Below are 23,457 nucleotides of genomic sequence, written 5' to 3'. Positions count from 1 at the left end.
TAGTGATCATCCGCTGCTCCCCTCCGGCCCGCTGCCAGGAAGGCCATGGATGGACCCCGGCGCCAGGTACAGCGAACCTCCGGGGTGAACCCTATCGCCCCCAGGATCGATCCTGCAGCGCCACAGCCGGCTTCAACCCGGGCGGGCTGCCCACAAAGCGTCGAGCAACCATCGGAAATAACAGTGTGTGACGAAAATGGAGCAGTCCGGAAAACGCGCTTCTCGCATACTGGGACGCCCCCGGGGCACCGCACACCACGGCCCGGCGCCCCCGTTCCCCCCGCCGCCGATCGGCGCCCACGAACCCACGCCCCATCACCCACCTGCGGTCGTCCCCTCCCCGTCACCCGCGACCCGACGAGCCGCACCCCGGACGGGGACCGACTCCGCGACCGGCCGCGGGGCCGCCGTGGGGTGGCGACGGCCGCGCTGGCTCAGTCGTCCTCGTGGATCTGCTGGCTCAGGTAGTTGGCGGCACCGAGCTGGGAGATCAGCTCGAGCTGCGCGTCCAGCCAGTCGATGTGCTCCTCCTCGGAGACCAGGATCTCCTCGAGCAGCACAGCCGAGCCGATGTCGCCACGCTCGCGGCCGAGCTCGATGCCACGCCGCAGCACCTCGACGTTCTCGAACTCGCCGCTCCGGTCGATCTCGAGCTGCTCGGGCACGGTCTCCCCGATACGCAGGGTGTGCAGCCGCTGCAGGTTCGGCAGACCACCGAGATAAAGGACACGCTCGATGAGACGGTCGGCGTGCTTCATCTCGTCGATGGATTCGTGATAATAGTGCTCCGAGATCCGACGGTAACCCCAGTTGCGCTGCATCCGGCTGTGCAGGAAGTACTGGTTGATCGTCGTCAGCTCGTTCGTCAGCACGCTGTTCAGTACTTCGATAATTTCAGCGTCCCCACGGGTCGCCATTAGTTCCACATCCTTCCGCCCACCGTTTCGACCGGACGACCGGCCCGCATCGTCACGATGAGGACCAGCTCGCACGGACGTGGCGCGCCCCGCACGCATCCCCAACGATCTGCGACGACAGCGATACAGACCGAGGGAGGGCAGCGGGCACGCGCCCCTGTCGACATCAGCAAATCACATGGATAAGGAATTCGCAGCACGCCGGGCCGAGATGACTCCACAGGCGCCAGCAGAGCCCTTCACAAGGTAAGCTTGACCAAAGTTAGGGGAGCCTACCCAGAGGTGGCCACACGAACCGACAACAGGCCGCAATAGCCTCGGGATCGGGCACCTTCGGACCCCCACATTAGCCATCTACCTTCGGGTCGGTCGCCGGCAGGAATTGCCATGGCGACGTCATGCCCACCCGTACGCCGATCCAGACGAAGCGTGTGGGAAATCATGTGTACGACAGACGGGCCCAGGCCGGCGCGGCCGGCACCTACGGGCGGGGCCGCCCGCGCGGTCGGACCGGGAGCCTCAGGGCAGACCACCCGCGTCCCAGCCGCGGACCGCGCCACTCCAGCCCCGGTCGATTACCCTACGTGATGACTCGGCCACCAACCTGGCCTTCCGGGAGGTACGGCGTCGATGTTCATCGGACGGCGCACCACCGCCGCGTTGTTGCTGGTCAGCGCCGTGTGCGGAGCCGGCGGCCTGACGGTGCTGCGCCGGGCCGCGGGCTACCCGGAGGTTCTCACCGTGTCCGGCACGGCCACCCTGGCCGCCGTCCAGCAGCACTGGTTCGCCGTCGTCGCCGGGCTCGTCCTGGCGGTGGTGGGCGCTGCCCTGCTGGTGCCGATCACGGTGGGCATCGTCCGGTTGCTGCCCGGCGGCTCGCACCGGCCCCTGCCGATCGTGCTGGCCACCGCGGCCAGCGCCGCCCAACTGGTGGGCCTGCTGTTCTGGCTGTTCGTCGTCCCCGCCCTTTTTGGCCGCTCGACGCCACCGGCCCTGTCCGATCAGGCGACGGTCGTCTTCGACGCCGCCCGCACCCTGTTCGCGATCATGATCGGCGAGGTCGTCGCCTGTGCGCTGACCGCCTGCTGGTCGGTGTCACTCGTGCTCCGGGTGCTGCGCTCGAAGCTGCTGGGACGGCTGCCCACCGACGCCCGCCGTCCCCGCGCCGCCCTGGTCGGACTCGGTATCTGGGGCGCGGTGGCCTCGGCGGGTGTCCTCGGCGGCATCCTTCTCCCCTTCGGCATCCATCCGGCGGTGACCGGCCGGGTGGTCGGGCAGCTGCTGTGGAGCCTGTGGCTGGTCGGCCTCGCCGTCGCCGTCTGGCAACTGGACCCGCGTCCCCCCTCCCCCGCCGCACCCACCCCGACCCGGCCGGACTTCTCCCGGCCGGCACCGCACCCGTCTCTGCCCGCGGCCGGACCCAGCGGCTCCGCGGCTGTCGGCTCCGTCTCCGTCTCGGCCTCCGTCTCCTCACCCGAGACTCCGATCGAGGACGCCTTCTTCGAGGCCATCACCCATATCGAACCGCGCACGACCGCCGACGCCCCGGTATGCGAACCACCGACGCCCGGGCCGCCACCATCCGTGCCATCGGCATCCGAGCCGCCGCCGGGGACCAGCGAGGCGCCCTCGTCGGACGACCCGGCGAGCAGCGGCGTCGCCCTCCGCGCGGCACCCCAGCCCGCCGGACGGGCCATCGGTAACGACGATCCCACCGAACTCGGGATCCTCACCCCGCCCAGCCAGCACACCCCGGCGCCGACCTCCCAGTAGTACGCCATCAGGTCGCGTCGATCATCGCGGCTGCACGGTCGGCGCTCCTGATCCACGAAGGCGCTCCATCGGCCGGCGTGGTCAGGCGGGTGGGCGGTCAGGCGGGTGGCAGGTCGTCCAGCACCGTGCGGGTGTGCGCTCCGGGCTCGGCCGCCTGTGGCCAGGGTGGGGTGTCCCCGGTCGGCCAGGGCGGGGTGGGGGGCGCGACCGGGTGGGAGTGCCCGTCGAGGTGCGCCGTCCACCCGTACTGATCGCTACCGGTCATCCGGACGGCTGCTGCCATGGCGCCCACGGGTGGGGCGATGTGTGCGGGGTCGGCGGTGGCCGTGGGTGCTGGTGGGACGCGGGGCAGGGGGGCGGCGGTCCAGGCGGCCACGTCACGCATGGCTATGTCCAGCAGCTGGCCACCGCCGCGGTGCAGGGCGGCGGCGACGGCCACCGCCGCGAACAGGCCGGTCAGGGGGTCGGCGATGGCATCCGCGCAGAAGACCGGGGTGGGGCTGGGGGTGTGGGTGTGCCACTGCCAGGCGACGAGTCCGCCGGCGACGGCGGCATCGTCACCGAAGGCCACCGGATCGGGGGCGGAGTCGCTGGCGGCGCCGGTGCGTCCATGGGCGGTGATACTCGCCCACACCTGACCCGGACGGGCCGCCAGCAGCACGTCCGGGTCGATTCCCAGGTGGGCGAGGGCACGGGGCCGCGAGGACTCGAGGACGACATCGGCGTGGGCGAGCAGACGGCGCAGGGTGGCCCGGCCGTCCGGGGTGGCGAAGTCGAGGACGACGCTTTCGTGGCCGGCGTGCATCCAGTCGTAGAAGTCGGCGTTGCCCCGGCGGGCACCGTCAAGCCGGCGCACACTCTCCACCTTGATCACCCGTAGGCCCATCCGGCCCAGCAGGTGCGCGCACAGCGGTCCGGCCCACATCGATGACAGGTCGATGACCACGCGCCCCCCGATCGGGCCACCCCCGGCCCGGTCCACTGGCCCGGACGGGGGGTGGCTGCCGCCCGACGTGCGGGCCAGGCCTCGGGGCAGGCTTCGGATGGGCACTGGCCGGCGGGACACCTCGAGTGCCGCGACCGGCATCGCCAGCAGGCGGGCGAGCTCGACCACCTCCCGCGTGGGACGGGTGGCCACCGCGGCGCCCAGCTCCGACCAGGTTCGCGCACCCACCTCGGAGGCATCCGAGCCGGTGCGGACGGCCGGGACGGTGGAGGAGGCCGGGTCGTCGAGGGCACCGAGGGCGCCTAGGAGGGCGACGACGGCGTCCTCGTCGTGGGGGCGGGCGAGGTTCACCGCGAGCCAGCCGTCCGCGGCGGGCAGCAGACGGCAACTGCCGCCGGCCGAGCTGGTTCCGCCCCGGGTCAGACCCAGCAGCGCCGCCCGACCCCCGAGCAGCACCGCGACATCGGGTCGCACCGTGCGGCCCAGCCGTGCCGACAGGGCGGTGAACAGGCGCGCGGCGGCCTCGGCCCGGCCGATCACCGGCCCGTCCGGGAGTGTCGGTGGCGCCTGCGGGGAGCCGGTGAGCCACATCAGTCCGCTGTCCGCCCAGGCCGACACCAACGCCCATGACGGCGAGACCACCGCCGCGGCCGGGGACGGGGCCGGTCCGGCTTCGACGGGAACGGGCAGGCCCTGCGCGGCCAGCGCGGCGCACAGCTCGTCCCACAGGAGCTGGTCCAGCGAGGTCGGCATGGGGGCGGCGCTCGTCAGTGCCTCTCGGCGGCGGGTTCCACCACGGGAGTCTCGCCGCACTGGACGACGACGAAACCGCCGCGGCCGGAGTACTCGATCTGCGCGAGTTCTCCGGATCGGCGCCCGACGAGGTTGCCGATCCGAAACGTCGAGACGACCCGGGTACGTACCCCGGCGGACCAGGCCACGGCGGCGTCGCGGTCGACGCACACCGGCTCGTCGGTGGGCAGTACCAGCGGTGAACCCACGCACAGCACCGCCACCCCGCCGGTGCCCGAGATCTCGGTGTTGAACAGGCCACCGGCGACCATGGCGCCGAGCCCGCCGGAGGTGGTCGTCGCCTTGTACCGCAGGCTCGACTCGAGGGCGAGCAGGTTGCGACCGTTGATGGTGAGGCTGTCCTGGTCGAGGGTGAGGATCGTGATGTGGTGGCCGGCGTCGGCGAACCAGACGGTGCCGCGGCCGGTCGCCTTCATCAGGTCCTGACCTTCGCCGGTGACGGCCCGCCGCAGGAATCCACCGACACCGCCGCCGTGGTAGGCGAACTCGACGCGGCCGCGGTAGGCGACCATCGAGCCCTGCTTGGCGTGGACCCGCCCGCCCTCGAGGCGGACCCGCAGCATCCGCTCGCCCGGTTCGAGGGCGAAGGGCGCGTCCGGTGCCGGACCCGGGCCGCCATGCCCCGAGGGAAGCATCAGACCAGCATGACAAGCATCGCGGCGGCCATCACCAGCCGGCTGGCCGCGGGCGTGATCGGCACCGCGGCGGGCAGGACCGGTCCCGCACTCAGCGGCCGGGCCCGCATCCACGCCCAGGCCCGGCGCGGCAGCGATCCGACGAGTGCGGAGGCCGCGGAGACGGCGAACACGACGATGAACCAGCCGGAGAGGTCACCGGCCATGCCGAACTCCGCCATCGGCCACTGCCCCGCCCGGGCCATGCACGCCATGGCCAACGACTCCACGACCAGCATCGAGCAGCACGACCAGCGGGCGGGTTCACAACACGCCGGCCCGGTCACCACCAGGGTGAGAAAGACCAGGGCGATCCCGGCGAACCCCAGTGCGAAGGCAGGGGAACGCCACCAGCCGGCTGGGCCGACGAACATGACGACCATGCCGGCGGCGACGATCGTGTGTCCGGTCTCCGCCGGGACGAACCGTGGACGCCCCCCGACCACGCGACCGGCGACCGGGCCGAGCAGACGAGCGGCGTGGTACAGCCCGACGATCCCGGCCAGCACCGCCGCGAGGACGGCGACGGAGGTGGGCAGCCCAGTGGCGGAACGCGTCAGATGGTCGTGGTTCACCGGCGTGTGGACGCGCGGCCCGACCACACGGTGCTACCCGCCATGCCAGTGGTACCCGCCATGTCAGTGGTACCCGCCATGCCAGTGCTACCCGCCATGCCAGTGGTACCCGCCATGTCAGTGCACGCCGAGGGCGAGTTCCGCGTCCACGAGCGTGGTGATCTGCCCGGAACGGGCCTCGTCGACGATGACCTGTAGCTGCTCGACGCTCATCTGGATCCGCTGACCGAAGTCATCGGTGATCACGATGCGGCGCTCGGGGGCGGCGTCGTGGTCCACGAACAGCTCGGGACAGCCGCAGCTGCACTTCCCGCAGAAAGTCAGGACATGACGCGCCTGCTCGGCAGCCGACATGGCAACTCCAGGGCTGGGGGATGACCGGATGGCGCAAGTTTAGAGTCCGTGGATGCCATCGTGGTGGTGATGCGTGTTTTCTCCCACGTTCGGCTCCAACCGCCTCGGATCGCCCACTGCTGCGTTCAGGTTCTCCTTGATGATCCGGGGGGCCACCCAGCGCAGCAGGTTCTGAGCCGAACCGGCCTTGTCGTTCGTGCCGGAACGGCGGCTACCACCGAACGGCTGGCGGCCGACGACCGCGCCGGTGGGCGCGTCGTTGACGGTGAGGTTGCCGGCGCAGAAGCGCAGGCTGTGCTGCGCCTGTGCCAGCGCCGCCCGGTCGGTGCCAAGGACCGCGCCGGTCAGCGCGTAGGCGCTGGTCCGGTCGACGAGGGCCAGGACGTCCGACCAGGCGTCGGGCCGGTCGTCGGGGTAGACGTACACGGACAGGACCGGGCCGAACAGCTCCTCGGTGAACCACTCCCGTCCCGGGTCCGTCCCGAGCAGCAGCGTCGGACGGACGAACCAGCCGACACTGTCGTCGCAGCGGGCGCCCGCCAGCACCGTCACGGTGGAGTCGCCGCGGGCGCGGGCGCAGGCGGCGGCGAGCCGCGCGTACGCCCGGGCGTCGATGACGGCGCCGGTGAAGTGGTCGAACCCGCCGATGTCACCGACCGTCAGAGCCTCGGTGGCGGCGGCGAGATCGGCGCCGAGACGGCGCCACAGGCTTGCCGGCAGGTAGGCCCGGGAAGCCGCCGAGCATTTCTGGCCGCTGTACTCGAACGCGCCGCGGACCAGTGCGTCACGCACGGTGGCGACGTCCGCGCTGGGATGGGCGACGACGAAGTCCTTGCCGCCGGTCTCCCCCACCAGCCGGGGATAGCCGCGGTAGCGCTCGAGGTTGCCGGCGACGCTCTGCCACAGCCGGCCGAACACCGCCGTGGAACCGGTGAAGTGCACGCCGGCGAGGTCGGGATCGGCGCACACCACCTCGGTGACCGGCCCGCCGGACCCTCCCACCAGGTTGATCACACCGGGCGGGAGGCCCGCGGCCTCCAGCAGGCGCATGAGCAGGTGGGCGGCGAACGCCTGCGTCGGCGCCGGCTTCCACACGACGGTGTTGCCCATCAGGGCCGGCGCGGTCGGCAGGTTGCCCGCGATCGAGGTGAAGTTGAACGGGGTGACCGCGTAGACGAAGCCCTCCAGCGGACGCAGATCGAGCCGGTTCCACTCCCCGGTGACGCTGTGTGGCTGCTCGGCGGCGAGTCGGGCGGCGAAGGCGACGTTGAAGCGCCAGAAGTCGATGAGTTCGCAGGCGGCGTCGATCTCGGCCTGGTGGTGGGTCTTGCCCTGGCCGAGCATCGTCGCCGCGTTGATGGTGTCCCGCCACGGGCCGGCCAGGGCCTGCGCCGCCCGTAGGAACACCGCGGCCCGGTCGGTGAGATCACAGTCGCGCCAGGCCGGTGCGGCGGCCTTCGCGGCGGCGACGGCCGCCGCCGCGTCGGCGTGGGTGCTTTCCCGCAGGGTGGCGAGCACCTGCCGGTGCTCGTGCGGGATGACGACATCCCGGCGCTCACCACCCCCGGGCCGGGGGCGGCCCGCGATCGTGTTCGTCAGCTCCAGTGGCGTGGCGCGCAACCGCTCCAGTTCCTGTCGCAACCGCGCCCGCGCCGCCGAGCCGGCCGGATACGAGCGGACGGGTTCGTTGCCGGACACCGGCACCGCCGGGACCATCCCGGCCGAGACGGGTCCGGCCAGGGCCGGCCCGGTCAGCGCCGGCCCGGTCGGGGCCGCTCCGGTGGACGTGCTCATCGGGCTGCTCGGTCACTCGCGGCGTGCAGGGCCAGCAGCAGGTTCGCCGGTTTCTCGACCACGCGGCGGGACAGGTACGGCACGCAGTCCGGCCCGTACGGCAGGTACACCCGCACGGTGGCGCCGGCCGCGGCCAGCCGACGCTGTTCGGCGGGACGCACCCCGAACAGCAGCTGGTACTCGTAGCTGGCCGCCGGGCGGTCCAGATGGCGCACCAGCCGTCCGGTCAGCTCGAGCAGCTCGGGATCGTGCGTGGCGATCATCGGATAGCCCGGGCCGGCCATCAGGATGCCCAGGCAGCGGGCGTAGGACGCGGACACCGCGCGGCGCCCCTGGTGGGCAAGCGAGGCGGGTTCGAGGTAGGCGCCCTTGCACAGCCGCACGCGGGAGCCGGCCCGGGCCAGGTCGCGGCAGTCGGCCTCGGTGCGGCGCAGCTGGGCCTGCACGACGGCGCCGACCGTCGGGAAGTCGCGGCGCAGCTGCACCAGGGTGGTCAGGGTCGCGTCGGTGGTGGTGTGGTCCTCCATGTCCAGGGTGATCGTCGCCCCCAGGGACTGGGCCCGTGCGGCGATGAGCGCGGCGTTCGCGGCGGACACTGCCTGCCCGTCGCGGGGCACCGCCTGGCCGAGCGCCGACAGCTTCACCGAGACGTCCAGGCCGGCGGCCACCCCGTGCTGGTCGGCGACCGCGAGCAGGCGCAGGTACGCCTCGACGGTGCCGTGGGCGTCCTGCGCGCCCAGCACCCCCTCGCCCAGCAGATCCACCGAGGCCCGCAGTCCCCCGCCGGCCAGTCGGACGACCGCGGCCACCGCGTCCTGCTCAGTGCCACCCGCCACGAACCGGTCGACCACGGCCGACGAGAGCGGGCCATGGGTCAGCGCGAGGCGCACCGGCGCGGTCCGCAGCAGGTGTGGGACCAGGGTTCTGAGCATGACCACCTGCCGTTCGACACCACGGGTACGAGCAGAGACCTCACGTAGCGTCACCCGATCGGAGCGGGCTGTCCATCCGACCGGCCGATCGGCGCCGCCTGGCTGATCAGCCAGCTCTGATGGTTCTCGTAGCTCGGACGGTGCTGGCGGTCGGACGGTGCTGGTGGTCGGACGGTGCTGGCGGGTCAGAGGCGTCGCAGGCTGGACAGGACCCGGCCCAGCAGATCCAGACCGGGCGCACCGTTGTTGAGGGTCAGCTGGGACACGTCCACCAGGCGCTCGGCCGCGGCGTCCGCGACGAGCACCCGCACCACGCCCACCGGCAGGCGCAACCCCGCCGCGATCTCGATCACTGACTGCGGACGTTCGCACATCGACACGATGGAGCGCTGTTCCAGCAGCAGCGCGGGCAGCCGGGCCAGACCGAACGACGTGGTCGTGACCATGGCCTCGAGGGCCAGCAGGCGTGAGGGCCGGGCCCGGCCACGGGTCGCCGCGTACGGCCGGACGAGTTCGCCCGACGGTTCCATCACGTCCCCGTTCACCCGGTCGTCCGCCCGCCGGCGGCGAGCGACGCCGCTCGCGCGATCATGTCTCACACGCTCTCGCGTGCATCGGTACGCCGAGCCGGCGTCAGCGCCTCCCGGGTACGCGCGACGAGCACCGTCATCTCGTACCCCACCAGGCCGATGTCACAGGTGTTGCTCGCGAGCACCGCCAGACACGAACCCTCCCCCACCGCCATCAGCAGCAGTGACCCCTGCACCATCTCGACGACCGTCTGGGTCACCTCACCGCCGTCGGCGAACTCCGCCGCGGCTGCGGTCAGGCTGAACAGGCCGGACGCGATCGAGCCGAGCTGCACGGCCCGTTCCCGCGGGAAACCGCCGCACACGGCGAGCAGATGCCCGTCGGAGGAGGCCAGGATCGCGTTGGCCACACCCGGCACGAAGTCGACGAAGTTGTTGATAAGCCAGTCAAGCGAGGGGTTCTCGGGATCCGGATGGGTCACGACCGTCCTCCAGGCAGCAATGGCGGGTGGGTGGTCACGGCGAGCCGGGGGGGAACACGACACCGCCGGTCTCGGCACCGGAGAAGTCGCCACCCGCAGCGGCGGGTCTGGCCGCGTCGGAGTCCTCGGCGCCGGCCTGCTGGCCGTCGCGGGCGTGCTGGACTCCCTCGTACAGGCGGCTCAACCGGCCGCGGATCCAGTCGGGTGCTGGCGCCTGCGGGGTCTGGGCCGAGGATGACGGCAGCTGTACTGTCCCGAAGAACGGGTTCTGCACCGGCCCGTCGCCGGGGCGCGCGGCGGGAACGGCGGAGGGCAGGTCGCCGGGAAACGGCTGCGCGCTGGGCGTGCGTCTGGGCAGACCGGACGACGTGACCCGCCGCGGCGCACCCGGACCGGGCTCAGCCGAGGGCCACCCCGACACGGAACCGGTGGACGCGGCCTGCCCGCCACCACCCGGCGACGTGCTGGCTGGCGTGCCAGGAACTGGTAGATCTGCGGCCCACCGGGGTTCGGGACCAGCGACATCATCGTCCCCGAAGGGTACCCCGCCACCGCCTGCCCCCACCGTCCGCTCAGCCGCAGCCGCGGCTGCGTCGTACGTCACACGGGTCGCGATGGCCACCTGCCCGGCCGGTTCGCCGTCCTGCTCGTCCCGGGTGAACCAGTCGAACGGCGCCGCCGAGAACGCGACCGGAATCGCCTCCTGCGCCGCGGTCCGAACCAGATCCGCCAGCCGGCCGGTCGCGGCCGAAGCCGCGGCCGGAGCCGAGGTGACAGCCGCCACCGGGGTCGCGGGACCGGCCGGAGCCGGGGCGGCGGCCGGGGTGCGCTCTGTCTCCTGTGCCTCGGTCTCCTGGAGTGCCTCGACGCGCCGCTGCCGCAACGCCGCCACCGCGTCGGCGATCGCCGGCAGTTCGGGTGCCGGCGGTGACGCCAGGGCCACGGGCGGCTCGGTACCGACGGGCGGCTCGGCGCCGGCGGGCACACCGGTGCGGACGGGCAGCGGCGTGCGAACGGGCAGATCGGGATGGCCCGTGGGCACGGCCCGGGTGGTGACCGGGTCCGCGGCCGGTGGTGCGACGAGGTCGACCGGCCGGGTGATCGTCTGATCGGCGTCCGGGTCCGGTCCCGCCGACATCCTCGGCAGCGGCAGGTCGGTGTAAGCCGGTTCGAGCCCGCCCGCCGTGATCTCGCGGGGGCTCGTCACGGGGGTCGGGGCTGGGGCCAGCAGTGCGGCGGGCAGCAGGGCCGTGGCCCGCACCCCACCGTCGTGCGAGTGGGCCAGCCGCACCTTGATGCCGTGGCGGTCGGCCAGGCGGGCGACGACGAACAGGCCCAGGCGCTGCGCGATGGAGAAGTCGAACAGCGGGGGCTGGGCGAGCCGCTGGTTGGCCAGCCCGAGCTCCCGATCGGACATGCCCAGACCGCTGTCGTCGATGGCCACCAGCACCGCGCCGTCGCCCAGCGTGGTGGCCGCGAGGTCCACCGGGAGGTACGGCGGGGAGAACTGGGCGGCGTTCTCGAGCAGTTCGGCCACCAGGTGCACGACGTGGTTCACCGCGTCGGCGGCCAGGCGCACGTCCGCCACCTCGACGATCTGCACCCGTTCGTACTGCTCGATCTCGCCGAGGGCGGCCTGGAGCACGTCGCCGAGGGGCACCGGACCCGACCGGCGCCGGCCAGGCCCCGTGCCGGCGAGCACCAGCAGGTTCTCGCTGTTACGCCGCATCCGTGTCGCCAGATGGTCCAGGCGGAACAGGTTCTCCAACTGGGCCGGGTTCTCCTCGGCGGCTTCCAGCCGGTCGATCAGCGCGATCTGGCGTTCGATCAGACTCTGACTACGCCGGGAAAGACTCAGGAACAGAGTGTTCACATTGCGTCGCAGTCCGGCCTGTTCCGTTGCCAGCCGCACCGCCTCACGCTGGAGATGGTCGACCGTGCGGGCGACCTCACCGATCTCGTCGCGTGAATCGATGCCGATCGGTCGGATCACCGTCTCGACATGTTCGGAGTCGGAACTGCGTAGTTCCTCGATGAGTGCCGGCAACCGCACCTGCGCGGCCTCGAGCGCGCCGGTACGCAGGCGGCGAAGCGGGACCGTCATCGTCCGTGCGATCGCCAGTGTCCAGATGACCGCGCCGATGGTGATGACCAGAATGAAGGCGCCGATCAGTCCGGTGCGTTCCCAGGCCTGCGAGCGCAGATCCTCCGCGGAGCCGGTGACGTTGTCCAGCAACGTGGACTCGACCGTGCGCAGAAGTTCGATGTAGGTGGTGCTGGCCGCGAACCACTGCTCCGGGTCGATATCCAGATCGCTCAGTCGCTGCCGTTGGACCGCGCGTTGTGCGATGCGCCTGACCGTCAGCACCGCCTGCCCATTGACCACCTGGTCGAAGCGGGCCCGGTCGCTGACCCGGGCGGTGGCGCGGAAGGCGTCCTGCGCGGCCTGTTCCTGCGCGAGCAGACCGGAGAACCGATCGGAGTCACCGAAGGCAAAGCGATGTGCGAACGCGGTGGCGAACAGCTGACCACGAATCTGGGATTCGGTCTCCTTCAGCGTGGTCAGGCTGTTCAGGACGGCGACCGAGTACTGCAGGTCGACGTCGTCACGACCCTGCCCGATCCGCGCGTCGAGCGCGACCAGTGCGGCGATCGTGCCCGAGTACTGGTTGAAGATCGCATCCGTGGGCAGCCCGCCGGCCCGCACGGAGCGGCGTAGCGCCGCCAGTCCGTCCAGCCGGCTCTGCAGTCCGTCCACCAGACGGTCGCCGGACTCACCGAGATCGTCCCGGGAGGAGCGCAGCGATCCGCGCAGCGAGCCGACCGCGGTGTCCACGACGCGCTGCTCGCCATCGAGGCGGGTGGTCAGGGACGTCGCCGGGTCGGCCCCTCGCCCGGCACTGATGAACCCGACCGCGAGGTCGCGCTCGATCTGCAGTTCGTGGACGGTGGCGACCACCTGCCGTCCCAGCTTCGCCGCGGTCACTCCGCGTCCATAGCTGGCCGCGCTGGACAGCCAGGTGGCGGCGGAGAGCAACGCCAGGGCGAGGAAGGCCGCCGTGGGCACGGCGAGCGCGGCGAACAGCTTGCCGTGGACGGGCAGGTCACGCAGCGCGAACCGGCGGCGTGAGCCTCGCCCCACCCTGACCTCGCGATGGGTGTGCCGCCCGGTACGCAGCGGGCCGGTCGCCGCGGGCGCCTCGGTGGGCGGGTCCGCCGAGGCGCCCGCGGCGCTGGCGGCCACGGGCTCGCCGACGGCGTCGGCCAGGCGGACGGCCCGGCCCGCCGGGACGGCCGCGCCCACCGGCGTCGGCGCGGCGCGGCGCACGGAAGCCTCGGCACCGTCGGTGGATTCCCGCACGACCGGCGGGCGGCCGAGCTCGCGGGAGGCATCCACCCGCGTGTCCGTTCCCGCTTGCGCTGTTCCCGGCTCGCTCACGTGCCCCGTTCCTCTTCGCCTCTCGTACGTCGCCCCCTGCCGACACCCGACCGGCAAGGGTCCTCCGCCTGGAACCGGCCGTGACGTTGCGCACTGCGACTTCCCGGCCGAAAGGCTATTTGCGTGTACGCCGCCGCCCGCACCGGGGGCACTTGACGAACCACGTTTCAATCGTCTGTGTCGGACCCGAGCCCCCTGCCGGTAGCCCCGCCGAAACCACTAGTGTCGTCGCACGTCACTGTAGCTTTGGCCAGCGTGGACCAGGGGACGGGGAGCGTGATGATCCACGGTTTTCGAAGAGCATGCGTACCAGTAGTTGCGCTGCTCTGTGGTGCCCTGATCGCGTCCTGTAGTGGTGACGGAGATGCGGAACAGTCGAATGTCTCGGGAGAGGTGAAGATCGGCCTGATCGCCCCACTGACGGGCAACGATCCAGCCACGGGTCGCGATGCGCAACGCGGAGCGGAGCTGGCCACCCGGCTCATCAACACGGGGACGGCCGGGTTCACGTACGCGGACGGACGAATCTGGGGGCCGACCGGACGAGCCCGCCTCTCCATTGTGACGTTGGACACCAAGAACGATCGTCAGCGTGCGGCCGACGAAACATCGACGCTCGTCGGCGACAAGCAGGTGGTGGGCATCGTCGGCGCCTTTGACGCCGACTCCACGCTCGACGCGAGTCAGCGAGCCGAACGCCTGCAAACCCCCTTCGTCAGCGGCGACGCCCCGCTGACGGCGCTCACCGAACGCGGACTGAACTGGTTCTTCCGTACTGCTCCTGATGCCGCGGACTTCGGCGGCGGCTTCCTGTCGTTGCTGCGCAACGCCGAGCAGGTGGGCCAGGAGCGCCGCCGGATCGCGCTGTTGTACAGCAACGACGCGACCGGCAACGACCTTCGTTCGACGGTGACCGAGTTCGCCGAGGAGGCCGGCTACCCGCTGGTGGCCAGCGTGTCCTACGAGCCGGGGGATCCGAACCCGGTGGGTGCGGTCACCGCGGTCCGCGACGCCGCGCCCGACATCGTCCTCGCGACAGTGGACGGCGACCACGGCGAACATCTCGCGCAGGCGTTCAGCACCGTCGGCTATGTACCCCCCGCGCTCGTCGGGTACGGGCCGGCCGCGCAGACGGCACGGCTCGCCGCGCTGCCGGGCTTCGCCGACCGGGTCAGCCGCCAGGCCTCCTGGTCGCTTCCGATCGCGCGGGCCAACCCGCTGGCCGCGGCGGTCGCCGAGCGCTACCAGCGTGACTTCGACACCGCGATGTCCGCCGAGGCCGCCAACGCCTTCACCGCGGTCACCGTCCTCGCCCAGGCGATCAACGACGCCGGCAGCACCGACCACGAGCTGGTGCGGTCCGCGCTCGTCGCGGTCGACCTGCCGGGAAACCAGACGATCATGCCGTGGAACGGTGTGCGTTTCGACGGCACCCATCAGAACACGCTGGCGTCCACGGTCATCGAGCAGAACACCGACGGCTCGTTCGCACCGGTCTACCCCCGCGATCTGGCCACGGCCACGGTGCGCTGGCCAGCCCCCGGCACCGCCGGTACGACCAGCCCGACCGACGCGGCCGGGACCACCGGTGCCACGGCGGCGGCCCGGTGACGGTGACGGTGACGACCGAGGCGTCCACCCTGGTCTGCTTCGAGCAGGCGGCCAAGCGCTATCCCGATGGCACCCGGGCGTTGGAACCCGTCGATCTCACGGTGCGCGACGGCGAGTTCGTCGGCGTGGTCGGCGCGTCGGGCTGCGGCAAGAGCACGCTGCTGCGGCTGGCCTCGGGCCTGACCGCGCCGTCCGCCGGGACGGTGCGCACCACCGCCGACCGCACCGGCTACGTCTTCCAGGATCCGACCCTGCTGCCCTGGCGCAGCGTGCGCCGCAACGTGGAGATGCTGGCCCAGCTCACCGGTCTGCCCAAGGCCGAGTACCTGCCCCGGGCCAGCGATCTGATCGATCTGGTGGGCCTGCGCGGATTCGAACGGCACCGGCCGCGATCGCTGTCGGGTGGGATGCGGATGCGGGTGTCGCTGGCCCGCTCGCTCACCCTGTCGCCGGACCTGTTCCTGCTGGACGAGCCGTTCGGCGCCCTCGACGAGATCTCCCGGGAACGGCTCGGTGACGAGCTGCTGGCGTTGTTCGCCCAGCGCCGGTTCCGCGCAGCGATCTTCGTGACGCACTCGGTGGCCGAGGCCGTGTACCTGTCGACCCGGATTCTGGTGATGTCGCCGCGTCCGGGTCGGGTGGTCGCCGAGTTCGCGGTGCCGTTCGGCCCATCGCGCTCGGCCGACCTGCGGTTCGACCCGGTGTTCACGCAGCTGGTGGCCACGGTGTCGCGGCGGCTGCGCGAGGGCGGAGACCAGGTGTGAGCACCTCCGGGTTCGTCCAGCGGGCCGGCCGGGTCGCCGCGGTGATGCGGACCGGGCGGGCCCGGGCCACCTGGCGTGACCGGCTGGCGCCGCTGGTCCTGTTCGCGATCATCCTGGGCGTCTGGTACTTCGTGAGCCTGGTCCTGCTCGACCGGGACCGCCGGTTCCTGCTGCCAAGCCCCGACTCGGTGGTCCGGGTGGCCTTCCTCGACCGCGACAACCTGACGCAGCTGCTGCGCGGGCTGTGGCTGTCGACGTCGGTGGCGCTGATCGGGCTCGGCATCTCGATCGTGCTCGGGATGAGCATCGCCATCGCCATGAGCCAGGCCCGCTGGGTGGAGAAGTCGGTCTACCCCTACGCGGTCATCCTGCAGACGATCCCCACGCTGGCGCTGGTGCCGCTGATCGGATTCTGGTTCGACTACGGGTTCTCCAGCCGGGTCGTCGTGTGCGTCCTCATCGCCCTGTTCCCGGTGATCAGCAGTACCTTCTTCGGCCTGCAGTCGGTGGATCAGGACATGCTCGACCTGTTCCGGCTGCACCGGATCTCCCGCTGGCGGCGACTGGTCTCGCTGCAGCTGCCCGCCGCGATGCCGGCGACCTTCGCCGGGTTCCAGGTCTCAGCCGGACTGTCGGTGGTCGGCGCCGTCGTCGGCGACTTCTTCTTCAAACAGGGCAATCCCGGCATCGGCGTGCTGATCGATCTCTACCGGGCCCGACTGCTGTCCCAGCAGCTGTTCGGTGCGGTCATTCTCGCGTCCCTGCTGGGGCTGGTCGTGTTCGTGTTCTTCGGCTGGCTGAGCCGGCTGGTCACCGGCCGCTGGTACGGCGCCGAGACCCCCTGACTCCGCGGCGGCCGCGGCGATCCCGCCACCTCGCCCTGGTGGCGGGCCGGTCGTGAGCGGAAACGTGTCACCCCGAGGGTTCCCCGAGAACCCTCCAGAACTAGGAGCGAAATGGGACGACTGAAGCGGGGTGGCATTGTCGCCGCCACCGCGGCGCTGGCTCTCACCGTGGCGTCATGCAGCGGGAACACCGCGGGCAGCGACTCCTCCTCATCGGGGGCGTCCACCGCCCCGGCCGCCGTGTCCGGCAGCGCGCTTGACCTGCGCGGCGACTGCCCGGCCACGGTCGTGGTGCAGACCGACTGGTTCGCGGAGTCCGAGTACGGCTACCTCTACAACCTGCTCGGGCCGGACCGTAAGATCGACACCGCCAAGAAGCGCATCACCGGATCGCTGGTCTCCGGCGGCAAGGACACCGGCGTCGACCTCGAGGTCCGCTTCGGCGGGCCGGCGATCGGCTTCGAGCAGGTCAGCGCGCACATGTACGTCGACAAGGCGATCACCCTGGGCGTCGTGTCGACCGACGAGTCGATCCAGAACTCGACCTCCCAGCCCACCAAGGCGGTGTTCGCGCCGTTCGACGTGAGCCCCATGATGATCATGTGGGACAAGAAGGTCTACCCGAACTTCACCACCCTGGTGGACATCGGGCAGTCGGACACCAAGGTCCTCTACTACGAGACCGACTCGTACATGCAGTACCTGCTCGGCGCCGGCATCCTGCGCCAGGGCCAGGTGGACGGCGGCTACGACGGTTCGCCGTCGCGGTGGGTCACCGCCGACGGCAAGGTCGCCGAGGCCGGCTTCGCCACCTCCGAGCCCTACATCTACCAGCACGAACTCGGTGACGGGCACAGCTACGACGTCAACCTGCAGCTCATCAACGACACCGGCTACCCGGTGTACGGCCAGGCGCTGGCCATCCGCAGCGGGGACGAGAGCAAGCTCGCCCCCTGCCTGCGCAAGCTCGTGCCGATCGTCCAGACCTCGCAGGTCGACTTCATGGCCAACCCCGCCACGGCCAACAACCTGATCATCGACGCGGTCAAGGCCGACAAGGCCTCCGTCTGGAGCTACTCCCCTGGTCTTGCCGCCTACGCCGTCCAGGCGATGAAGGACCGCAGCCTGGTCTCCAACGGCTCGAACACCACCATCGGCGACATGGACCAGGCCCGGGTGGCCCGCATGCTGCAGATCCTCACGCCGATCTACGCCGGGCAGAAGAAGCCGGTCAGGAGCGGCCTGACCCCCGCCAACCTGTTCACCAACACCTACCTGAACACGAGCATTGGACTGAAGTGACTGACTCCGCCACCGTCGCCGGTTCCCCCACGACCTCGGGCACGGGATTCGTGCTGCGGGCACGTCATGTGCTGACGATGGGTGCGCCGGGCCATGTGCGGGACGGGGCGGTCGCGGTCGTCGACGGGCGGATCGCCGCTGTCGGTGACCACGACGACGTCCGGGCCCGCTTCGCGGACCTGCCGGTTCTCGGCGACGGTGGCGGCATCCTCATCCCCGGTCTCGTCAGCTGCCACGGGCACTTCTCCGAGGGGCTGGTGACCGGCATCGGCGAGACACACACCCTGTGGGAGTGGTTCGTCCACGTCGTCGAGCCCATCGAGGACGCCCTCACCCGTGAGATGGCGTACGTGGGCACCCTGCTCAAGGCCACCGAACTGGCCCTGTCCGGGGTGACCACCGCCGCCGACATGTTCTGCTCGGCGCCCGGGGCGACCCCGATCACCCCCGGTGTCGTCACCGCCCTGGACGAGGTCGGCCTGCGTGGTGACGTCTCGTTCGGGCCGTCCGACCTGCCACATGATCGCCCCCTCAGGCACATCCTCGCCGAGCACGAGGCGTTGGCGCAGGCCGCCGCCGGCTCCCGGCGCACCCGCTTCCGGGTCGGGCTCGCGACCGTCCCGGCCAGCAGCGACGCCCTGCTCGACGCGACCCGCTCCCTGCTCGCCGAGGTCCCCCGCCTGCACGTCCACCTGCACGAGGTGCGCGAGGAGGTCACCGCGTCGCGGACCAGTCGTCGGGCGAGTTCCATCGAGTTCGCGGCCGACCTCGGCCTGCTCGACGCACAGACCGTCGCCGCCCACTGCGTCTGGCTCTCCGACGCTGACATCGCCCTGCTGCGCCGGCACGACGTCGCCGTCGCCCACTGCCCGGTGTCCAACATGATCCTGGCCAGTGGCGTCTGCCAGGTGCCCCGGTTGCTACGCGAGCGGGTCCCGGTCGGCCTTGGCGTCGACGGCGCGGCCAGTAACGACTCGCAGAACATGCTCGAGACCATCAAGGCCGCGGCACTGCTGCAGAAGGTGCACCACCAGCAGGCCGACATCATTTCCGCACCCGCCGTCCTGCGGATGGCGACCCTCGGCGGCGCCCAGGCCCTGGGCCTGGCCGACACCGTCGGCAGCCTCGAGGTCGGCAAGGCCGCCGACCTCGTCCTGCTCGCCGAGGCGAGCCCGTCCATGGCCTTCGTGCACGACCCCTACCAGGCCGTCGTGTACTGCGCCGGACCCCGCGACATCGCCGGGGTGTGGGTGGACGGCGAACGGATCGTGGCCGACGCCCGCATCCTCACCACCGACATCGCGGCGGTACTGCCCCGGGCCCGCGCCCTGGCCAGCGACCTGGCCACCCGCGCCGGCCTGCACTCCGAACTCGCCGGCGTCCCCAGCTCCGACCACTAGACCCGGTACCGCCCCGACGGAGCACCCCTGGCCATCCGCGGCCACGAACAGGGACCGAGGCGCCACGGTCCGCGGGGGACGGCCCGGGCGGGCCTTCCGGATCAGAGGGCTGGCGCGGTCAGGGGCGATCCGTGGTCGCTGGGCACGGTGGTGGCGAGGATGGCCGACGGTCCACACGAGGCGACCCGACCCGTTCCACCTTCCACCGGCGCACCGAACGGATCGGCAGGTCGGTGAATGTTGCGGCGATGTGACACGCGGGCTTCGAGCGGCCACCCTGAACGCAGACAAACGCGACTGGCGCTGCTAGCGTCGAAACCGTGAGGTCACAGGCGCGACGTCCGCACCGGTGGCCGGTCGGCCCACGATGTTGCCCGGGTTGTCCGGTCGCCCACGCGGCCACGACGGAGCAGCGCCGCCGAGACCACCACGCACCGCATCACACCGCCTACTGAACAGCGGCGATCACCAGGAGCGCCCCAGCCGGTCCACGATCGACCAACGCGGGTTGCCCGAGAGATCGGCACGCACGCGCCGAACGACATGGAAGGCCGCCACCTCTCCACCGTCAGCACCTGCGCCGTCCGGCATCCGTCGCGCGGCATCTGTCGTGCGACATCGACCATGCGGCATGCGGCATGCGGCATCCGTCGTCCGGCATCCGTCGTGCGACACCTGCCAGGTCGATATCGGCGGTCCGATATCGACGGTCCGACATCCGTCATGTGGCGTTCGTCGTGTGGCGTTCGTCGTGCGGGACCCGGCAGGTGGCATCGGCGGTCCGACGGCAGGCGCTCGCGAGGCGCTCGCCTTCGGGGGCGGTCGAGGTGGGCGGGGTGGCGGCGCGTCGCAGCACCAGATTCCTGCCAGATTCCTGCCACGGGGCAGGAGTTCGCCGATTGACGACACGGGGAGAGTCACCAGATGAGCTCCGACGGCTGGTCGTTCGAGACCCAGCAGATCCACGCGGGCGCACAGCCCGATCCGACCACCGGCGCCCGAGCGGTGCCGATCTACCAGACGACGAGCTACGTCTTTCGCGACACCGAGCACGCGGCCGCCCTGTTCGCCCTGGGCGAGCCGGGCAACATCTACACCCGGATCATGAACCCGACCCAGGACGTGTTCGAGCAGCGCGTCGCCGCGCTCGAGGGTGGCGTCGGCGCGCTCGCGACCGCGTCCGGTCAGGCCGCGCAGACGCTGGCCATCCTGAACCTGGCGGAGGTGGGGGATCACGTCGTCTCGTCCTCGAGCCTGTACGGCGGAACGTACAACCTGTTCCACTACACGCTGCCCAAGCTGGGCATCGAGGTCAGTTTCGTCGACGATCCCGATGATCTGGGCGCGTGGCGCGACGCCGTCCGGCCGAACACGAAGGCGTTCTACGGCGAGACGATCGGCAATCCGCGCGGCGACGTGCTCGACACCGCCGGCATCGCCGAGGTCGCCCACACCCATGGCGTCCCGCTGCTGGTCGACAACACGCTGGCGACGCCGTACCTGTACCGGCCGTTGGAACACGGCGCGGACATCGTCGTGCATTCGGCGACGAAGTTCATCGGCGGGCACGGCACCGCGATCGGCGGTGTGATCGTCGACGGCGGACGGTTCGACTACGCCGCATCCGGACGCTTCGCGAACTTCACCACCCCGGATCCGAGCTACCACGGCCTGGTCTACTGGGACGCGCTCGGCCACGGTTCGTACATCGCGAAGGCCCGGGTGCAGCTGCTGCGCGACATCGGCGCCGCGATCTCACCGTTCAACGCGTTCCTGCTGCTCCAGGGCCTGGAGACGCTGTCGTTGCGGATCGAGCGGCACACCGCGAACGCCCAGCGGGTCGCCGAGTGGCTCGAGGCCCGCGACGAGGTCACCTGGGTCGCCTATCCCGGTCTGCCCTCGTCCCGGTGGTACGACCGGGCACGGCAGGTGCTGCCGCGTGGTGCGGGGGCGGTCCTGTCGTTCGGCATCGCCGGCGGCGCGGCCGCGGGACGGCGCTTCGTCGACGGCGTCGAGCTGTTCAGCCATCTGGCCAACGTCGGTGACGTCCGCTCCCTGATCATCCACCCGGCGACGACGACCCACTCGCAGCTCACCGAGTCCGAGCAGGCCGCCACCGGCGTGACCGGCGACCTGATCCGCCTGTCGGTGGGCATCGAGAACATCGACGACATCCTCGCCGATCTCGATGCCGGATTCCGTGCCGCCAAGCCCTGACCCGGACGCCCGCGCCGCCCCGGCCCCCATCGCCGGGGCGGCCCCGACCTGGCCCCTCCCACCCAGCGCACCCTCCATCGCAGCGCCGGACAACGCGGTCTTCGGGGGGTGGCGGGAGGGTGTCGATCCGGTCGGGGAGCGCCGTTTCGCCCGGTTGGGACAGCCGTTGCGGTTGGAGCGCGGTGGGGACGTGGCCCGGGTCCGGATCGCCTACGAGACCTGGGGCCGGCTGGACGCGACGGCGAGCAACGCCGTGCTCGTCCTGCACGCGCTGACCGGCGACAGCCACGCCGCGGGCCCGGCCGGACCCGGCCATCCAGGTCCCGGCTGGTGGGACGGGTTGATCGGACCCGGACGAGCGCTGGACACCGGGCGCCTGTTCGTCGTCGCACCCAACGTGCTCGGCGGCTGCCAGGGCAGCACCGGACCGGCCAGTCCCGCACCGGACGGGCGTCCCTACGGCTCACGCTGGCCCGAGGTGACGATCCGCGATCAGGTCGACGCCGAGGCCGCGCTCGCCGACGCCCTGGGCATCCGACGCTGGTCCGCGGTCGTCGGCGGCTCCATGGGCGGGATGCGCGCGCTCGAATGGGCCGTTCGCCACCCCGGGCGCGTCGCCCGCGCGGTCGTGGTGGCCTGCGGCGCGGTGGCGACCGCCGAACAGATCGGCCTGTACGCGGTCCAGCTCCAGGCGATCACCGGCGACCCCGGCTGGCACGGCGGCGACTACCACCTCTCCCCCACCACACCCCTCCCACCGGACGGGCAGTGGCCGGCGGGCTGGCAGGGGCCGGCGGACGGGCGGGGGCCGCGGGGCGGGCTTGGCCTGGCCCGGCGGATGGCCCAGGTCAGCTACCGCAGCGAGGCGGAGCTCGAGGCCCGGTTCGGCGCCCGCGTCCGACCGGACGGCGCCTTCGAGGTCGCCTCCTACCTGGATCACCATGCCGACCGACTGATCCGCCGCTTCGACGCGGGCAGCTACGTCACCCTCACCCGGGCGATGATGACCCAGGACGTCGGACGTGGACGTGGCGGGCACGCCAGCGCACTGGCCACCTGCCCCGTGCCGTTCACGATCGCCGGCGTCGACTCGGACCGGCTGTACCCGATCCGGCTGCAACAGGAACTCGCCGACCTGACGGGTGTCCCGCTACGCCGCATCCACTCCCGCCACGGACACGACGGCTTCCTCCTCGAGATCGACCAGGTCGCCACGATCATCCGCGACGCCCTGCGAATCCCCTGACGGCGGACGCGTCGCGCATCTGACAGATGCCCCTTACGCCACAGTCGCCGGCTACGCTGCCATGCTCAGCACCATGACGACCATGTCCGGCGAGTGGACGCGGCCGGTGCTGACAGGACGACACGTCCGACTTGAACCGCTACGCACCGAGCACAGCGGCGATCTGCTGCGCGCCGCGTCCACGGACCGCCGTTCGTTCTCCCTCACCTGGGTACCCGACTCCGACGCCGCGATGCGCCACTACGTGTCGACCGCCCTGGCCGACCGCGCGCTGGGCCTCGCCGTCCCCCTGATCATCCGCCGGATCCCCCCCGGCCCGGCTGGCCCGGCCGGCCCGTCCAGCGCGGACGGCGACTCCGGCGCCACGATCGTCGGCAGCACACGGTTTCTCGACCTGGGATTCTGGCGGCCGACGGCCGAGGGCGCGCTGGGCAGCACGCCCGTGGAGCCGGCGGACACCCCGGCGGCGTCCGCGGCGGAGTCCGAACTGCCCTCGGTGGCCGAGATCGGCTATACCTGGCTGTGCGCCGCGGCCCAGCGCACAGCGATCAACACCGAGGCGAAGCTGCTGCTGTTCGAGCACGCGTTCACCGTCTGGTCGGCGCTGCGCGTATGTCTGAAGACAGATGTGCGCAACACCCGGTCACGTGCCGCCATCGAACGGGTCGGCGGGCGTTTCGAGGGTGTGCGGCGCGCGCACATGCCTGCCTCCGACGGCACCATTCGCGACACCGCCTACTACTCGATCACCGCCGCGGAATGGCCCTCGGTGCGCGCGAACCTGGTCGCCCGACTCGCTCGTCCCTAGGACGCGGGAGCCGCGAGCGGGCGCGGCGCCGCGCG

The 23,457-nt window shown here is 71.7% G+C and carries 19 protein-coding genes; 9 read left to right on the top strand and 10 right to left on the bottom strand.

The window, feature by feature from the left end; genetic code table 11:
* Positions 1-434: 434 nt before the first annotated feature.
* Entirely contained in the window at positions 435-917 is a 483-nt protein-coding gene (gene bfr, locus MXD59_RS17115; RefSeq protein ID WP_248813664.1) for a bacterioferritin, read from the bottom strand.
* 630 nt (positions 918-1,547) lie between these two features.
* On the opposite strand from bfr, the gene MXD59_RS17110 reads away from it, so the two are divergent.
* Entirely contained in the window at positions 1,548-2,690 is a 1,143-nt protein-coding gene (locus MXD59_RS17110; RefSeq protein WP_248825706.1) for a DUF4386 domain-containing protein, read from the top strand.
* A gap of 97 nt (positions 2,691-2,787) precedes the next feature.
* Here MXD59_RS17110 and MXD59_RS17105 read toward each other — a convergent pair whose 3' ends face one another.
* The 9 genes from MXD59_RS17105 to MXD59_RS17065 all read right to left on the bottom strand — a co-directional run bounded on the left by MXD59_RS17105 (position 2,788) and on the right by MXD59_RS17065 (position 13,187).
* Positions 2,788-4,389, bottom strand: a complete 1,602-nt coding sequence (locus MXD59_RS17105; RefSeq protein WP_248825705.1) for a CoA transferase — start codon at positions 4,387-4,389, stop codon at positions 2,788-2,790.
* A 14-nt stretch (positions 4,390-4,403) separates the two neighbouring features.
* Positions 4,404-5,084, bottom strand: a complete 681-nt coding sequence (locus tag MXD59_RS17100) for an AIM24 family protein (protein WP_248825704.1) — start codon at positions 5,082-5,084, stop codon at positions 4,404-4,406.
* The gene (locus tag MXD59_RS17095) at positions 5,084-5,725 is read right to left on the bottom strand and encodes a DUF5134 domain-containing protein (protein WP_248825703.1); all 642 of its coding nucleotides are present in this window, start codon (positions 5,723-5,725) and stop codon (positions 5,084-5,086) included. Before MXD59_RS17095 ends, MXD59_RS17100 begins: the two co-directional genes overlap by 1 nt.
* Positions 5,726-5,815: 90 nt before the next feature.
* A complete protein-coding gene (locus tag MXD59_RS17090) occupies positions 5,816-5,977 on the bottom strand; it encodes a hypothetical protein (RefSeq protein ID WP_248825702.1) in 162 nt (53 codons plus the stop codon).
* A gap of 114 nt (positions 5,978-6,091) precedes the next feature.
* Positions 6,092-7,846, bottom strand: coding sequence for an L-glutamate gamma-semialdehyde dehydrogenase (gene pruA / locus MXD59_RS17085; protein ID WP_248825701.1), 1,755 nt, complete (start codon positions 7,844-7,846; stop codon positions 6,092-6,094).
* A complete protein-coding gene (locus MXD59_RS17080; RefSeq protein WP_248825700.1) occupies positions 7,843-8,778 on the bottom strand; it encodes a proline dehydrogenase family protein in 936 nt (311 codons plus the stop codon). The genes pruA and MXD59_RS17080 overlap by 4 nt, the downstream gene beginning before the upstream one ends.
* A gap of 185 nt (positions 8,779-8,963) precedes the next feature.
* Entirely contained in the window at positions 8,964-9,308 is a 345-nt protein-coding gene (locus MXD59_RS17075; protein WP_175084396.1) for a DUF742 domain-containing protein, read from the bottom strand.
* 65 nt (positions 9,309-9,373) lie between these two features.
* On the bottom strand, positions 9,374-9,790 hold the full coding sequence (locus MXD59_RS17070; protein WP_248813653.1) for a roadblock/LC7 domain-containing protein: 417 nt from the start codon (positions 9,788-9,790) through the stop codon (positions 9,374-9,376).
* A 34-nt stretch (positions 9,791-9,824) separates the two neighbouring features.
* Positions 9,825-13,187 (bottom strand): sensor histidine kinase, encoded by a 3,363-nt coding sequence (locus MXD59_RS17065; RefSeq protein WP_248825699.1) that lies wholly within the window; start codon positions 13,185-13,187, stop codon positions 9,825-9,827.
* A gap of 435 nt (positions 13,188-13,622) precedes the next feature.
* Between MXD59_RS17065 and MXD59_RS17060 the strand changes: the two genes are divergently transcribed.
* The 8 genes from MXD59_RS17060 to MXD59_RS17025 all read left to right on the top strand — a co-directional run bounded on the left by MXD59_RS17060 (position 13,623) and on the right by MXD59_RS17025 (position 23,422).
* On the top strand, positions 13,623-14,840 hold the full coding sequence (locus tag MXD59_RS17060) for an ABC transporter substrate-binding protein (RefSeq protein WP_248825698.1): 1,218 nt from the start codon (positions 13,623-13,625) through the stop codon (positions 14,838-14,840).
* A 2-nt stretch (positions 14,841-14,842) separates the two neighbouring features.
* On the top strand, positions 14,843-15,604 hold the full coding sequence (locus MXD59_RS17055; protein WP_504858357.1) for an ABC transporter ATP-binding protein: 762 nt from the start codon (positions 14,843-14,845) through the stop codon (positions 15,602-15,604).
* Between the two features lie 44 nt (positions 15,605-15,648).
* On the top strand, positions 15,649-16,449 hold the full coding sequence (locus MXD59_RS17050) for an ABC transporter permease (RefSeq protein WP_283097051.1): 801 nt from the start codon (positions 15,649-15,651) through the stop codon (positions 16,447-16,449).
* A 111-nt stretch (positions 16,450-16,560) separates the two neighbouring features.
* Positions 16,561-17,751, top strand: a complete 1,191-nt coding sequence (locus MXD59_RS17045) for a hypothetical protein (RefSeq protein WP_248825695.1) — start codon at positions 16,561-16,563, stop codon at positions 17,749-17,751.
* Positions 17,748-19,151: an amidohydrolase family protein gene (locus MXD59_RS17040; RefSeq protein WP_248825694.1), complete on the top strand. Its 1,404-nt coding sequence runs from the start codon at positions 17,748-17,750 to the stop codon at positions 19,149-19,151. The genes MXD59_RS17045 and MXD59_RS17040 overlap by 4 nt, the downstream gene beginning before the upstream one ends.
* A gap of 924 nt (positions 19,152-20,075) precedes the next feature.
* Positions 20,076-21,368 (top strand): bifunctional o-acetylhomoserine/o-acetylserine sulfhydrylase, encoded by a 1,293-nt coding sequence (locus MXD59_RS17035; protein ID WP_248825693.1) that lies wholly within the window; start codon positions 20,076-20,078, stop codon positions 21,366-21,368.
* The gene (gene metX, locus MXD59_RS17030; protein ID WP_248825692.1) at positions 21,340-22,614 is read left to right on the top strand and encodes a homoserine O-acetyltransferase MetX; all 1,275 of its coding nucleotides are present in this window, start codon (positions 21,340-21,342) and stop codon (positions 22,612-22,614) included. Before MXD59_RS17035 ends, metX begins: the two co-directional genes overlap by 29 nt.
* A gap of 73 nt (positions 22,615-22,687) precedes the next feature.
* Positions 22,688-23,422: a GNAT family N-acetyltransferase gene (locus tag MXD59_RS17025; protein WP_248825691.1), complete on the top strand. Its 735-nt coding sequence runs from the start codon at positions 22,688-22,690 to the stop codon at positions 23,420-23,422.
* Positions 23,423-23,457 lie beyond the last annotated feature (35 nt).

Source organism: Frankia umida, assembly GCF_023242945.1.
In the GTDB taxonomy this organism is placed as follows: domain Bacteria; phylum Actinomycetota; class Actinomycetes; order Frankiales; family Frankiaceae; genus Frankia; species Frankia umida.
This window is presented reverse-complemented; position numbering and strand designations above follow the sequence as displayed.